18 protein-coding genes are annotated in these 11,949 nt (G+C 64.4%); 8 read left to right on the top strand and 10 right to left on the bottom strand.

Going from position 1 to position 11,949, the window contains the following annotated elements; translation table 11 throughout:
* Window positions 1-83 precede the first annotated feature (83 nt).
* The 3 genes from ACJ8FR_RS03140 to ACJ8FR_RS03130 all read left to right on the top strand — a co-directional run bounded on the left by ACJ8FR_RS03140 (window position 84) and on the right by ACJ8FR_RS03130 (window position 1,261).
* Window positions 84-269, top strand: coding sequence for a PspC domain-containing protein (locus ACJ8FR_RS03140; RefSeq protein ID WP_407827155.1), 186 nt, complete (start codon window positions 84-86; stop codon window positions 267-269).
* Between the two features lie 76 nt (window positions 270-345).
* On the top strand, window positions 346-867 hold the full coding sequence (locus ACJ8FR_RS03135; protein ID WP_407827154.1) for a peroxiredoxin: 522 nt from the start codon (window positions 346-348) through the stop codon (window positions 865-867).
* A 91-nt stretch (window positions 868-958) separates the two neighbouring features.
* On the top strand, window positions 959-1,261 hold the full coding sequence (locus tag ACJ8FR_RS03130; RefSeq protein ID WP_407827153.1) for a hypothetical protein: 303 nt from the start codon (window positions 959-961) through the stop codon (window positions 1,259-1,261).
* Window positions 1,262-1,335: 74 nt separating this feature from the next.
* On the opposite strand, the gene ACJ8FR_RS03125 is transcribed toward ACJ8FR_RS03130, so the two are convergent.
* Window positions 1,336-1,683 (bottom strand): gamma-glutamylcyclotransferase family protein, encoded by a 348-nt coding sequence (locus ACJ8FR_RS03125; RefSeq protein WP_407827152.1) that lies wholly within the window; start codon window positions 1,681-1,683, stop codon window positions 1,336-1,338.
* A 116-nt stretch (window positions 1,684-1,799) separates the two neighbouring features.
* Between ACJ8FR_RS03125 and ACJ8FR_RS03120 the strand changes: the two genes are divergently transcribed.
* Window positions 1,800-2,768 carry a hypothetical protein gene (locus ACJ8FR_RS03120; RefSeq protein ID WP_407827151.1) on the top strand — a complete coding sequence of 323 codons (969 nt, stop codon included), beginning with the start codon at window positions 1,800-1,802 and terminating at the stop codon, window positions 2,766-2,768.
* Between the two features lie 137 nt (window positions 2,769-2,905).
* Window positions 2,906-4,312 (top strand): hypothetical protein, encoded by a 1,407-nt coding sequence (locus ACJ8FR_RS03115; protein WP_407827150.1) that lies wholly within the window; start codon window positions 2,906-2,908, stop codon window positions 4,310-4,312.
* A gap of 51 nt (window positions 4,313-4,363) precedes the next feature.
* On the opposite strand, the gene ACJ8FR_RS03110 is transcribed toward ACJ8FR_RS03115, so the two are convergent.
* The 3 genes from ACJ8FR_RS03110 to ACJ8FR_RS03100 all read right to left on the bottom strand — a co-directional run bounded on the left by ACJ8FR_RS03110 (window position 4,364) and on the right by ACJ8FR_RS03100 (window position 6,654).
* Complete coding sequence (locus ACJ8FR_RS03110) at window positions 4,364-4,855, bottom strand: PilZ domain-containing protein (protein ID WP_407827149.1); 492 nt, start codon at window positions 4,853-4,855, stop codon at window positions 4,364-4,366.
* A 74-nt stretch (window positions 4,856-4,929) separates the two neighbouring features.
* Complete coding sequence (locus ACJ8FR_RS03105) at window positions 4,930-6,006, bottom strand: aspartyl protease family protein (protein ID WP_407827148.1); 1,077 nt, start codon at window positions 6,004-6,006, stop codon at window positions 4,930-4,932.
* Between the two features lie 108 nt (window positions 6,007-6,114).
* Complete coding sequence (locus ACJ8FR_RS03100; protein WP_407827147.1) at window positions 6,115-6,654, bottom strand: hypothetical protein; 540 nt, start codon at window positions 6,652-6,654, stop codon at window positions 6,115-6,117.
* Window positions 6,655-7,057: 403 nt separating this feature from the next.
* Here ACJ8FR_RS03100 and ACJ8FR_RS03095 point away from each other — a divergent pair, with 403 nt between their 5' ends.
* From ACJ8FR_RS03095 to ACJ8FR_RS03085, 3 genes are all read left to right on the top strand, one after another.
* Window positions 7,058-7,186 (top strand): hypothetical protein, encoded by a 129-nt coding sequence (locus ACJ8FR_RS03095; protein WP_407827146.1) that lies wholly within the window; start codon window positions 7,058-7,060, stop codon window positions 7,184-7,186.
* 86 nt (window positions 7,187-7,272) lie between these two features.
* On the top strand, window positions 7,273-7,437 hold the full coding sequence (locus tag ACJ8FR_RS03090) for a hypothetical protein (protein WP_407827145.1): 165 nt from the start codon (window positions 7,273-7,275) through the stop codon (window positions 7,435-7,437).
* A gap of 59 nt (window positions 7,438-7,496) precedes the next feature.
* A complete protein-coding gene (locus tag ACJ8FR_RS03085; RefSeq protein ID WP_407827144.1) occupies window positions 7,497-8,003 on the top strand; it encodes a YaiI/YqxD family protein in 507 nt (168 codons plus the stop codon).
* Between the two features lie 41 nt (window positions 8,004-8,044).
* On the opposite strand, the gene ACJ8FR_RS03080 is transcribed toward ACJ8FR_RS03085, so the two are convergent.
* The 6 genes from ACJ8FR_RS03080 to ACJ8FR_RS03055 form a co-directional block, all read right to left on the bottom strand.
* A complete protein-coding gene (locus tag ACJ8FR_RS03080; RefSeq protein ID WP_407827143.1) occupies window positions 8,045-8,794 on the bottom strand; it encodes an HIRAN domain-containing protein in 750 nt (249 codons plus the stop codon).
* Between the two features lie 5 nt (window positions 8,795-8,799).
* Complete coding sequence (locus ACJ8FR_RS03075; RefSeq protein ID WP_407827142.1) at window positions 8,800-9,741, bottom strand: HipA domain-containing protein; 942 nt, start codon at window positions 9,739-9,741, stop codon at window positions 8,800-8,802.
* 282 nt (window positions 9,742-10,023) lie between these two features.
* Window positions 10,024-10,425, bottom strand: a complete 402-nt coding sequence (locus ACJ8FR_RS03070) for a VOC family protein (RefSeq protein ID WP_407827195.1) — start codon at window positions 10,423-10,425, stop codon at window positions 10,024-10,026.
* Between the two features lie 5 nt (window positions 10,426-10,430).
* A complete protein-coding gene (locus ACJ8FR_RS03065; protein ID WP_407827141.1) occupies window positions 10,431-10,841 on the bottom strand; it encodes a nuclear transport factor 2 family protein in 411 nt (136 codons plus the stop codon).
* Between the two features lie 72 nt (window positions 10,842-10,913).
* On the bottom strand, window positions 10,914-11,282 hold the full coding sequence (locus ACJ8FR_RS03060; protein WP_407827140.1) for a hypothetical protein: 369 nt from the start codon (window positions 11,280-11,282) through the stop codon (window positions 10,914-10,916).
* Window positions 11,283-11,313: 31 nt separating this feature from the next.
* Window positions 11,314-11,949 (bottom strand): phosphomethylpyrimidine synthase ThiC (locus tag ACJ8FR_RS03055; protein WP_407827139.1); only part of this gene is annotated, 636 nt, incomplete at its 5' end.

Raw genomic sequence — 11,949 nt, 5'->3', positions numbered from 1 at the left:
CACTTTCATTTCCGCGCTTCTGCTCGTTTCGGCCGCGACTTCGCTGCCGATCGCCTGAGCCGCTTATCCAAAGGACCCTACAAATGAACGGACGTTTCCTGATCAACCACGGCGACGCCAAGGTGATGGGCGTTGCCGCAGGGCTAGCCGATTACACGGGCGTCGATCCCAACATCGTTCGCCTCGGCTTCGTCGCCCTGACGCTGCTAACCGGGCCGGTGATGATCTTCTTCTACGTCGTGGCGGGGCTGCTCGCGCCGCACCGGTAAGCGGCAGCCGGACAGTCCCGCTCGCACTTTCCGACATGCGGCTGTAAGCGGTCGTCGCATCCTCAAGGAGACCGCCATGCGCAAGCTTCTGTTCCCACTGACCGCCGCAGTCCTCATCGCCGCGCCAGCAAGCGCGGCCCTCAAGGTTGGAACCGCCGCGCCCGACTTCACCACCACCGGCGCGGTCGGGGGCAAGGAGTTCAAGCTCCACCTCTCCGACCAGCTCAAGAAGGGCCCGGTGGTCCTCTATTTCTTCCCCAAGGCGTTCACCAGCGGCTGCACCGCCGAGGCGCATGCGTTCAGTGAGTCGATCGGCGACTTCAAGAAAGCCGGCGCGCAGGTGATCGGCATGTCCGCTGACAACCTGAAGACGCTCCATGATTTCTCGACCAAGGAATGCCGCAGCGCTTTCCCGGTCGCGACGGCGACGCCCGAGATCCAGAAGGCCTATGACGTTGCTTGGGCGGCCCATCCTGGAATCACGACTCGCACGTCCTACGTGATCGGCAAGAGCGGCAAGGTGGTCATGGTCCACGACGACCTCGACTTCAGCGAGCATGTCGCCCGCACGCTGGCGGCCGTGAAGGCGCTCAAATAGCGACTGCCAGTTAATGTTGCAGCAATGTCGCGGTCATGAGCGGCCGTTATTCCGTGCCCATTCGCCCGACGGGCCAATTAGGGGAAAGCGCATGAAGACCAGCAAAACCATGATCGTCGCCGCGGCCGTCGTCGCGCTCGCCGCGTGCAACAAGAAGAGCCCGGCGGACAACCAGGCATCCGCGGTCGAAGCCAATGCCAGCAACCAGGCCGAAAACGTCAGCGCGGCCGGCGAGAACGAAGCCGCCAACATCATGAACAGCGCCGAGAACAAGGCGTCGGCCGTCAAGAACGAAACGAAAAACGAAGCCGCCAGCATCAAGAACGAAGGCAAGAACGAAGCCGCGGCGATCAAGAACTCGGCCTCGAACACGACCCAGAACAAGACCAAGTAAGTTCACGCGAGAGCACGCGTTGAAGGCGAAGGGCGCTCGGCAACGGGCGCCCTTTTCGCTGCCGCGGTCCGTGTTCAGGAGCTGACGGGCTGACCGACGTAGACCCAGGCTGTCCGGCCCGATTCGAGCACTGCCTCAATGCGCGCATAGACGTCGACCTCATAGGCATCGGTCGCGTGAAGCTCCGCCTCGCTCAGTTCAAATAGCGTGCCCGGGACGGAATCCTCGGCGTTGCCGGTGGCACAGGCAATCGAGTGGAGGGCTTTGCCGCTGATCGCGACCACGCGCGGATCACTGATTTCAAGCGGCGCGAGTCGGTACCCGCGCAACAGGTCCGGCGTGCCCGAGAGGGTGCGGCCGTAGTTCGCCATCTGCACCTCGAGCTGTTGCAGCGTGCCGTAGGAGAAGAGCGAGACCGTCATCCGCCACCCAAGTTCTTTCCCGCAACCCAAACGGTGGTCGGCTCGTCGGGGTTATCGCCCTCCCGACCGATAATCATGCTGCTGCGCCCGACGCCCAGCGGTTGTCTCTCATTATGATGAAAACGACGCATTATGCACTCACCAGCGCCCTCCCCGCGATTGCCGCGGCCCTCGCGCTTTCTCCAACACAGGTCATTGCTCAGCAGGTCCAGCCGACCGAGCCCGCGCCGGTAACTACCCAGAGCCCGCCGCCGACCGTCGATGCCGCTCCGACGACGACGGACACGCCGCCGGTGACGACTGACACCAGCGCAACCGCACCGGTGTCCACGTCGACGACGACGCACAGGCGCACCGTGACCCGGACCACCCGAGTCGCTGTTGCAAAGCCGCCCGCACCTGTAACTCGGCCTGCAACTCGGACCGTGACCACACGGACTGTCGCGACGCGGACGGCCACGGCGGTCGCGGTGCCTCCGCCCGCAACGCCCGTCGCCACGACGCCGCCGGCCCAACGGTCTGAAGTCGTTCCCGTCGTCGACCTCAACGCCAAGACCTCGACACCGCCCGCAACGAGCGCCGCGAAGCCTGCGGGTTCGCCGAACAGGAATGAGCTGGTTTTCGGCGCCGGGGCGCTGGCGCTGCTCGCTCTCGTCGCCGCCGCTTTCGCTATGTCGCGCTGGCGGCGGCATGAGGAGGAGTGGGTCGATCAGCCGACCGCGGAGCTCGAGCCGGTGGACGCGGCCCCGGCGTCGGTCGAGCCCGCCGATGAGCCGGTCATTCATGATGAGCAACCCGCGATGGTTGCGCCTTCCGCCTTTGCCTGGGGCGGTCAGGAGCCGGTAGCGAAGGCCGCTGAAGCCGATTCGGACGACGACCGGCTGCCTGGCGAAAGCTGGGTCGAGCGCGCCTATCGCGGACCGAGCCCGGGCAATCCGTCCGTGTCGCTCAAGAATCGACTGCGCCGCGCCGCCTTTTTCGACAAGCGCGAACGCGAAGTCGCCGCGGGTGTCGCGGAACCGGTCGACATGGACGCCGGACTCCCGGACGCGATGGCTGACGAGCAGGAGCGCCAGCTCGCCTGAGGGTGATTTCGAAGCAAAGAATGGAGCCGCCGCTGTCCGAAGCCAGCGGCGGTTTCGTATTGCGGCAAGTTTCGTCTTAACCCTTTCTAAGCACCCGGCGCGCACAAGCATCCACGAATAGACAAGCGGAGTCGGACATGGGGGCGCCCTCTACGGGGATGCAGGCAGGGGACCAGGCGTCGGCCGAGGCGCTGCTCGGCGCGTTCAAGACGATCAAGGCCGCCGAACGGCGCAAGCATGCCAGCGTGCTCAACTATTGGCTGTCGATCCGCGGCGACAAGGAATTCCCGCCGCTCCACGACCTCGACCCGCTTGAACTGTCGGATGCGGGCCCGAACAGCGCGCTGCTCGAGCTGATCAGCGGCGGCCACGACGCCGAAATCCGTCACCTTGGCGAAGCCCTGCGTGGCGGCCAGGATTGGCCCGAGCGGATCATGGACGCACCCAGCGCCTCGATCCTGTCGTGCATCGGCAAGAAGCTGCCGATCGTCGCCATTTCGCGCGATTTTCTGGCGTTCGAGGACGATTTTGCGAATGATGAGGGCTCGACCCGTTGCTGGGTCACGCTGCTCCCGCTGAGTGCCGGCGGCGCCTGGGTCGATTACGTCTATGCGCTGGTGAGCCTGGAGACGGTGCCGGCCAAGGGAAGCAAGGCCGCGGAAAAGCCCGCCAAGGCGGAAGCTCCGGCCGAAGCGGCCGAGGAGCCGGAGGAAACCGTAGCCGAGACCGAGGAGATCGAAGCGCCGGCCGAAGAGATCGACGAGCCGGTAGAGGCCGTGGCGGACGAGCCGGAAGAACTGGCTGCGGAAGATCCCGCGCCCAAGCTGGAGAAAGCGGCCGCCAAGGCGGCGCCGGGCTTCTCAAAGCTGTTCGACAGCCTCGCCGGGCTAACCGGCTTCCATGCGCAGTCGGTCAAGGTCGAGCCGGTGTTCCCCGAGACGGACGCCGCCGACGAAAACTTGCCCGACGAGCAAGCGGCCGATCAGGAGCCTGTGGCCGACGAGCCGCCGGTTGAGACGCTCGAGACCGAACAGCCGGTCGCTCCCGAACTTCAAGCCGACGAGCCCGTCGTAGACGAGCCTCAAGCCGAGAAACCTCGGGTTGAGGAGCCGGTCGTGGCCGCTCACAGGCCGGCGGAACAAACGCAACAAGCCAGTCGCAAATCGGAGGGACCGTTGCAGAACAAGCTCACCGAAGTCAGGGCCATGGCCGACGAGGCGCGGATGGCCAAGCTGCGCGCCAACGCGGCGCTCTACGACGGCCTTAGCGCCGCTTATGATTTCGCGCTCGATGCCGAGGACAGCCCGGAGGAATATCTCCGGCTGGTCGAGGCGCAGGGCCTCAAGATCCAGTTGCGCTCGCCGATGAAGCCGGTCGTCAAGCTCGCGTTCGCCGATATGTGCGACGATGCGACGATCAAGCAGCTCGAGGCGGTGCTGGCCTGGGCGTTCGACAACGAGCTGCCGCGCGGCGCGCTCGCCGAACAGATCCAGACTGCTGGCGGGATCTCGGCAGTTCTCAACGGAAACGCGAAGGCCGCCTGACAAGGGCCGGCGGAAAAAGGGCCGCCCGACAAGGGCCGGCCCCGAAGCGGTTCAGCTTTTCTTCTTCGCCGGCGCGGACTTCTCGCCGCGGCGGAGGCCCTCGACCACCGCATCCACCGCGCAGCGGCGGCTCAGCTCGGCGAGGATGGCGATGTCCGAATCCTCGGCCTTGCGGGCGAGCCAGTGGGTACGGCTGGCAATGTCGCGCAAATCCCGGATCGCGGCTTCGGGGAGCTGCTGCTGGTCGGCGAGCAGGCGCTCGAACACCGCGTCGGACAGCGGCTTTTCAAACTCGAGCCCGACGAATTCCTGGCAATGCCAGACGACCCGGCAGAATTGCGTCTCGAGGCCGGCGATGCTGAGCCAGATCCAGCTGTCGACGGCGAGATTGGACGAGCATTCGATGCGGCAGCCGCGGATCGACATGTCGATCACGCGGACCTTGACCCGGCTGCGGGTACCGTCGCGCATGGTCGCCGTGAGCCGGAGCGCGATGCGCTCGACGCGGCGGCGTTCGTCCGGGCGCTTTTGCGGTTGTGCCATAGAGATTCCTTACCCAAGCCCGCTTGTGCGCCCGAGGGGTGAACAAAAGGTTGTTTTCCGCGCGCCGGCGAGCGTTACCGGCCGCACACGTCGGCGCTGTTGGTCGACGAGAGCCGCGTAAATCCCATCGAGTCCGGTGAAGTGCTGATGGTGACACCGTCGGTGCCGCAGCGGCGCAGCTGGAAGCGGACCTTGCGCGCGCGGAAATCGAGCGAAATGCGGCGGAATGTGTTGAGCAGGTCGGTGCCGAGCAGCAGGGCCGGCTCGTCGGCAAGCCCGAACAGCTTGAACGGCGGGACGTCGGCGAATGCGATCGGCACATCCTGAAGCGTCACGGGCCCGAGCTGGAGGCGGCTGATGACCGCCATCTGCAGCGGGACGGAAACGCCGGTGACGCCGGTCGCCAAAACGGTCCAGAAGCGGGTGCCGTGGCGGCCGAGCAACTTATTGCGAAGGGCGAGGTTGCCGATCGTGACCTCCGACCCGGTGTCGATCACCGCGTCGAGCGGAACATTGCCCGCCCGGACCTCGGTCAGGATCAGCTGGCCGCGCATGCGGCGCGCGGTGACGACGATTTCGCCGGGTACGGACCTGACCCGCGTGCGCGCGTCCTCGACCCGCACCTGATGCGCTTCAAAATCCATCATCAGCCGCTGCTCGGTCAGCGCGTCGATGCCGATCAGGCCGTCGCCGCCGACGTCGCTTTCGCGCAGGGCCGGGAGCTCGAGGTCCGGGATCGTGCTGGTGCCGATGCCGAGCGAGGCGACCTTCACCCGGTCGACCATGTTACGCGAGGTGGTGGCGTTGAGGATCGCCGGCGTACCCAACGGCAGTTGCAGGTCGTGCGCGATGCGCAAGCCCACGACCGAGGTGTCGGCGCCGCTGTCGACAACGAAGTGATAGGGCCCGCGGCCGTTCACCCGCACGTCGACGTTGAGCCGGGTGCTGACCTCGCGCGCCTTGATATCCTCGCCGCCGATCGCGAGCGTGCTGTCGAATTGCGCCGGCGGGAGCGGCCGCACATCCGGCGGAATCGCCGGAGCGGGCCGCGGCCTGGAAATGTCCGGCGCCTGCGCCTGGCTGGCGCCGCTGGCGAACACGGCCGGGCAGGCGAGCGCGAGCGCAAAGACCAGAATGCGGGACCGGGACAAGGCTTCATTCCCCAAATAATCAAGAGCTAGGCTATGCCTCGCCATGGGGGTTGCATAGCGAAATCAGCTGGATAACCGTTGTGTTCGACCGGCGACCGAAGCCGGGCGTCACTGCCCGGTGTCGAGGACGATGATCGGGCCGACGTCGACCGTTTGCTTTGCCGTGGCGAGCTGGATCGTCACCTTGAGCGTACCCGCCGGATAGTCCCGGTCGGCCTTGCCGGCGACCTGCTGCAGCTTCCATTCGGGGCCGATCTGGTTCGAGCCGCTGACGACGGTCGAGTAAGGCGCGGTGGCGAGCTGGATCGCATCGTAGGGCAGGGTCGCGGTGGCGGCGCCATTCTCGCCTTTCTCGAGCCGCGCCCAGAATGCGAGGATGAGCTTGTCGCCGGCCTTGACCGGCTTGGCGATCGGCCCGCCGACCGACGCGTCCCACGGGTTGGCGCCCTTGCCCTTGATTGTGATGCGCAGCGCCTTGCCGCCCTGCACCTTCGGATCGTCGCGCAGCGCGGCCTTCGCGCCCGCCACCTGCGGATTGCTCGGATCGTTGATGATCTGCCTGGCGAGATCGCTGGGATCCTGCGCCGCGGCGGGGGCTTCGGGCGCCAGCACGATCAACGCGGCCGCAATGCGCTTCCAACCGGGCATGCGCGATTCTCCCTTTGATTTGCCGGGCACGAGGAAATCACAACTTGTTAGCGCTATCAATGGCCCGGGTTTTCGCGAGCCGTTCCCTCGTGAATGTTCCCAATGTTCACGCTGACGCCATCAATCGGCGGCCCGAAACGCAGCAAACGCAGCAATGCCACACGCGTACGCGCGCGAGGGTCGCCGCTGCGCGAAGGTCACAAAGTGTACGTCCGATGGGGATCCAAATGGAGCTTGCCACTCCGCACCGCGCCGCGCGGATGTGACCTTCGCAAAATCGGGCTTCAGCGCGGGCCTTTCGGCGGGGCTCGGGGCAGACCGGGAATCGGGTTGGCGCATGGGCCAGTATGGATCACAAAGGGGATGCTGTAGGACAGCGATAAATTCGAGCAGGAGAGCAATGATGGCCAAGGGACAGCAGAGATCGAGCAAGGAAGCGCGCAAGCCCAAGAAGGCGAAGGTCAAGACCATCGCCGCCCAACCGTCGCAGAAGGGCGGGGTGCGCGGCCTCGAGAATCTCAAAAACAACTAGCGGGATCGTGCCGGCCTGGGCTTCGCTCATGGAACGGAGCGCGGCGCCGACCGTTCATAACGGAAGCGAAACCGTCAGGACGATCCATGCACAGCCCGAACATCATCGAACGCGCCTTCCAGCTCGCCCCGGCCTCGACCAGCGTCGACGACATTCGCAGGACGCTGCGCCAGGAAGGCTATTCGAACGTCGACGCCCATCTCGCCGGCGCCTCGATCAAGGCCGAGCTCAAGAAACGGTTCGTCCGGTAGGCTATTCTTCGCCCGGCCGCGCCGGATGATCCTGGTCGACGCGGGCGAAGCGCGCAGCCATGCTCGGGGCATGGCGAGCACTGGAGCAGCCCGGTGAGTATCCAAGTCCGGTGAGCATCCAAATTCTGGTGGATGCGGATGCGTGTCCAGTAAAGGACGAGGTCTATCGCGTCGCCTATCGGCGCGAAGTGCCGGTGAAGGTCGTCAGCAACAGCCATATGCGCGTGCCCGACCATCCGCTGATCGAGCGGGTGGTCGTCTCCGACAAGTTCGACGCCGCCGACGACTGGATCGCGGAACAGGCGGACACGCGGACGGTGGTGGTGACCGGCGACATATTGCTCGCCGACCGCTGCCTGAAGAAAGGCGCGACCGTCATCGGCCACAACGGCAAGCCGTTCACCGCGGCAAGCATCGGCGGCGCGATCGCGACGCGCGCGATCATGGCCGATTTGCGCAGCGGCGCCGGCGTGACCGGCGGCCCGGCGCCGTTCGCCAAGGCCGACCGGTCGCGGTTCCTGCAGGCGCTGGATGAGGCGTTGGTGCTGCGGGGGCGCGTCAACTGAGAAATTGCGGGCCACCGGTGGCGGTCGTTGCGGCGTGACGGCTAGGCCGCCCTTCTTACCTCAGAGGGCAACACACGTACGAAGATGTAAGCTCGTGGACGGTCCACGCTCCCGTTGAGTCGTTCAATGGTCGCATCGACTTTGCACGTACGTAGCCAATGCAAGAATGTGCCGGCCTGCAGACGATTGATGTTGCCAATCTTCTGGCCTTGAACAAGAATCTGAACCGCGTTGGGATCGAAGCTATTGTTTGGTTCGGGAAGTAATTCCACCCGCGTGCCGACTTTTATGTGATGATTAGACGGCGAATAATGTCTGTATCCGGCAACTTCCAACATAAGGTCGCAGCGAGACGTCGTCGGGTCCAGCGGATCGACTAATGAGAAGCCATCGCTAGGTAATTTAGCTTCAGTTCGGGCGAGTAAGGCGAAGTCACTGAGAGGTGTGCCGGGCTTCATCCGGAACTGCTTGATATATTCGGCAAAGTCAGATCGGTGCCTCGGCGGGAGTCTTCGCATCAATGCGGCTCGGACGCCCTCACGGTGGACCGACTGATGCGCGCTGAATGCCGGATAACCGACGTATCCAAGTGCCTGAAGCCGCTCGAAACCCTTGCCTGAATTGAGGCCTTCAAACTCTGGTCCAGGCTTTAAGTAGCGCAACTCGAAATCTTGTCCGTGAGGCCGAATAAGGCCTACCGCCCAACGCATACGATCGGCGGCGGCGTCGCTTGGCTGCCACGCCAAGAACAGTTCTCGCGGTTCGCATAGAACGTCGATCCAGTGTTGCACTCTGTTCAATCTCCGATGACATCCCGAATTCGAGCGTGTCGTCTCTCAATCATATTCATGACAAGATCGGCACGGCGAGGCGAAAAGGAAGGCTCGACCTCTAGTCGCCCGCACGCTTCAACAGCCGCCTCCAAGATGCTTAGATCAGCTTGAATCACATTTCGAATGACGGCACCAGCGTTTTCGAAGTCTTGGAACCGACTACATAATTCGAGCAGGGGCAGCGGCTCGTCGTGCTCCGCGTCCCATCCCAAGTGTCCAATTCCCCGGTCTATAAATCGATCAAGGACGCCATTCTCAAATAGTCGGTCAAGTTTGTCCTCGGTCTGCTGAAAGCCGAGGCTCGTCCCGTTGTCGAAGCGCGGCGCGAATTGTTCATTTCCTTCGAAGTCGATCAGCAATCCCCAATTCTCGGTGTGCCTATCGGTGTTTCCAATGAGAGCGTCAAAACAAACGGTCGCCGCCCACCACTCAACGGATGCCGCTAACCCTCGGTCGCTACACAATCCAACGTTCGTCAGTAGGTTGTGCGGACGATCTGCTCCTTTCGTAAAGCCACGCTCCTGAAGAAGATCGGCTCCCGGAATAAGTCTGCAGGGCGGCGCCTCGTCGGGGTAGCCATAGAAGAACTCAATGAGAGCTCCTACCTCACCTGTGGTGCGGTTTTCTGCGATGAAGCATTTGGGAACGTCGATGCCAATTGCACACCCAATTTGGTAGGCGAGTGCCTCGGACCAGACTTGCTGCCCCTTCCACCCCTCAGCTAGCTTAAACAGATAGGCGTGATTTTGGATGAGGCCCGGCCCACCAACGTCTGGCGGGCAGATCAATGTTCGTTTCGGTTTAGACCCGACAGGAAAGACGCCAAAGTCCTCAGAGGCCGGCCAATCAGAGACGTCAACAACGGCGGCCAACTCGCCGATGGGATCATTTGGTGCTGCCGCCATCCCGCCTCACTCGTCCGTGGTGCTCCGCTTTCGTTTCGGCAATTCTGGTCACATGCTCACTCAACCCCCTCTTTTGTCGCTCCATATACCCACGCAAAGGAGGAGAAGTGTCGGCAATGTAGTCCATGCACTTCTGATCTGAGGAGAAGCCTGGCTAATGGGTGAGGCAGCACAAGCAGTCGCTCCCTGATGCTCGCTCAGTCCGCCGCCGGCACCTAAAGCTCGCCGCCTTCGTGCGCGGGCGCTTCGCTCATCTCGGTCATGCCGCTTTCGCCTAGCACCTCAGACGTTGAACTCCACCAGGTCCCACAAATTGCCGTAGAGGTCCTCGAACACGGCGACGGTGCCGTAGGGCGCCGCCTTGGGCTCGCGAATGAAGCGCACGCCCTTGGCGCGGAGCTCCTCATAGTCGCGGCGGAAGTCGTCGGTTTGCAGGAACAGGAAGACGCGGCCGCCGGCCTGATTGCCGATGAACGCCTCCTGCCGCGCCGTCGAGGCGCGGGCGAGGAGGATGGACGCCGCTCCCTCGCGCGCGCCGGGCGGGGCGACGAGCACCCAGCGCTTGTCCTGATCGGGCTGATGTTCGTCGGCGACGAGGCGGAAGCCGAGCTTGCCGGTGAACCAGGCGATCGCCTCGTCATAATCGCGGACGATGAGCGCGACGTGGGCGAGCGATTGGTTGATGCGGCTCAGTCCGCATTCCCCATCACGAGCCGCGCTTCGGCGAGCGCCGTGTCCATATACTCGCGCAGCTCGACGATCTTGCCGTCGCGCATGCGCAGAACGAAGCAATAGCTGTTGTTGTAATCTTCGCCGCGGACGGTCTTCACTTCGCCGCGCGCAAGCACGACGACGCGGTCGCCCTCGGCGATGATGGCGTCGGCAGTGTTGCGATAGTCGGTCGCGAAATTTGCGAAGAGCGCGGGGGCGAGCTCGTTCTGGACCGCCGCCTTGCCTTCGTAGCGGCGCGAGAAGCGGCACTGGCCCTCGATAATCCAGACGATGTCGTCGGCCATTGCGTCGAAAAACGCGCGGCCGTCAGCGCGGGAGAGGCCGTCGAACACGTCGGCGACGATGCGCTTGTTGTCGGCGGCGGTCATTCGACGGCCGAGATGTAAATCTCGCCGCCCTCGTCGTGGAACCGCTTGCTCATCTCGGCCATCCCCGCGCCCCTACGGCTTCTTGGGCGGCGGCGCGGGCTGCGGGGCCGCCGGCTTCGTCGACAGGCTTTGCACCAGGTCCGACCGGCTCTGGAAGGTCTGGATGCATGACTTCATCATTGGGCCGGCGGTCGCGTCGGTGATGGTCTTGGCCTGCGTGTCGAGCAGCGCCTTCAGCTGCGGCGCGGTCGTGCGGTCGGCGACGCGGCCGAGGTAGAAATAGAAGGACGCCTCGGCGAGCTTCTTGACCTGCGGCTCCGCCGCTTTCTCCGCGAAGGCATTGCTGAGGACCAGGCATCCGGCGTCGGTCGCGGTCTGGGCGGAGGCGGGCGCTGCCGACAGCAGGAGCGCGGCGGCGAGGGCGATCCGGGCGGCTTTCATTCGGGCTTCTCCATCGGTCGGCAATTTCGGCTCATTCCGCCGGCACGTAAAGCTCGCCGCCCTCGTCGTGAAAGCGCTTGCTCATCTCGGCCATGCCGGCTTCCGCGTCGGTCGCAGCCGCTTGCTCTTCCTGCAATCGGGCAAAGTCCCTGACCTCCTGGCTGATCTTCATCGAGCAGAATTTGGGGCCGCACATCGAGCAGAAGTGCGCGGTCTTGGCGCCCTCGGCGGGGAGGGTCTGGTCGTGGAAGGCTTCGGCGGTGTCGGGATCGAGGCTGAGGTTGAACTGATCGCGCCAGCGGAACTCGAAGCGGGCGCGGCTGAGGGCGTCGTCGTGGAGGCGCGCGGCGGGGTGGCCCTTGGCGAGGTCGGCGGCGTGGGCTGCGAGCTTGTAGGTGACGACGCCGACCTTGACGTCGTCGCGGTCGGGCAGGCCGAGATGCTCCTTGGGCGTCACGTAGCAAAGCATCGCGGTGCCGAACCAGCCGATCATCGCGGCGCCGATGCCGCTGGTGATATGGTCGTAGCCGGGCGCGATGTCGGTCACGAGGGGCCCGAGCGTGTAGAACGGGGCCTCGCCGCAGCTTTCGAGCTGCTTGTCCATATTCTCCTTGATCTTGTGCATCGGCACGTGGCCGGGGCCCTCGATCATCACCTGGACGTCGTG

This window comes from Sphingomonas sp., from assembly GCF_045810705.1.
Taxonomy (GTDB): domain Bacteria; phylum Pseudomonadota; class Alphaproteobacteria; order Sphingomonadales; family Sphingomonadaceae; genus Sphingomicrobium.
The sequence above is the reverse complement of the archived record's forward strand: the minus strand, read 5'-3'. Positions and strand labels throughout refer to the sequence as shown.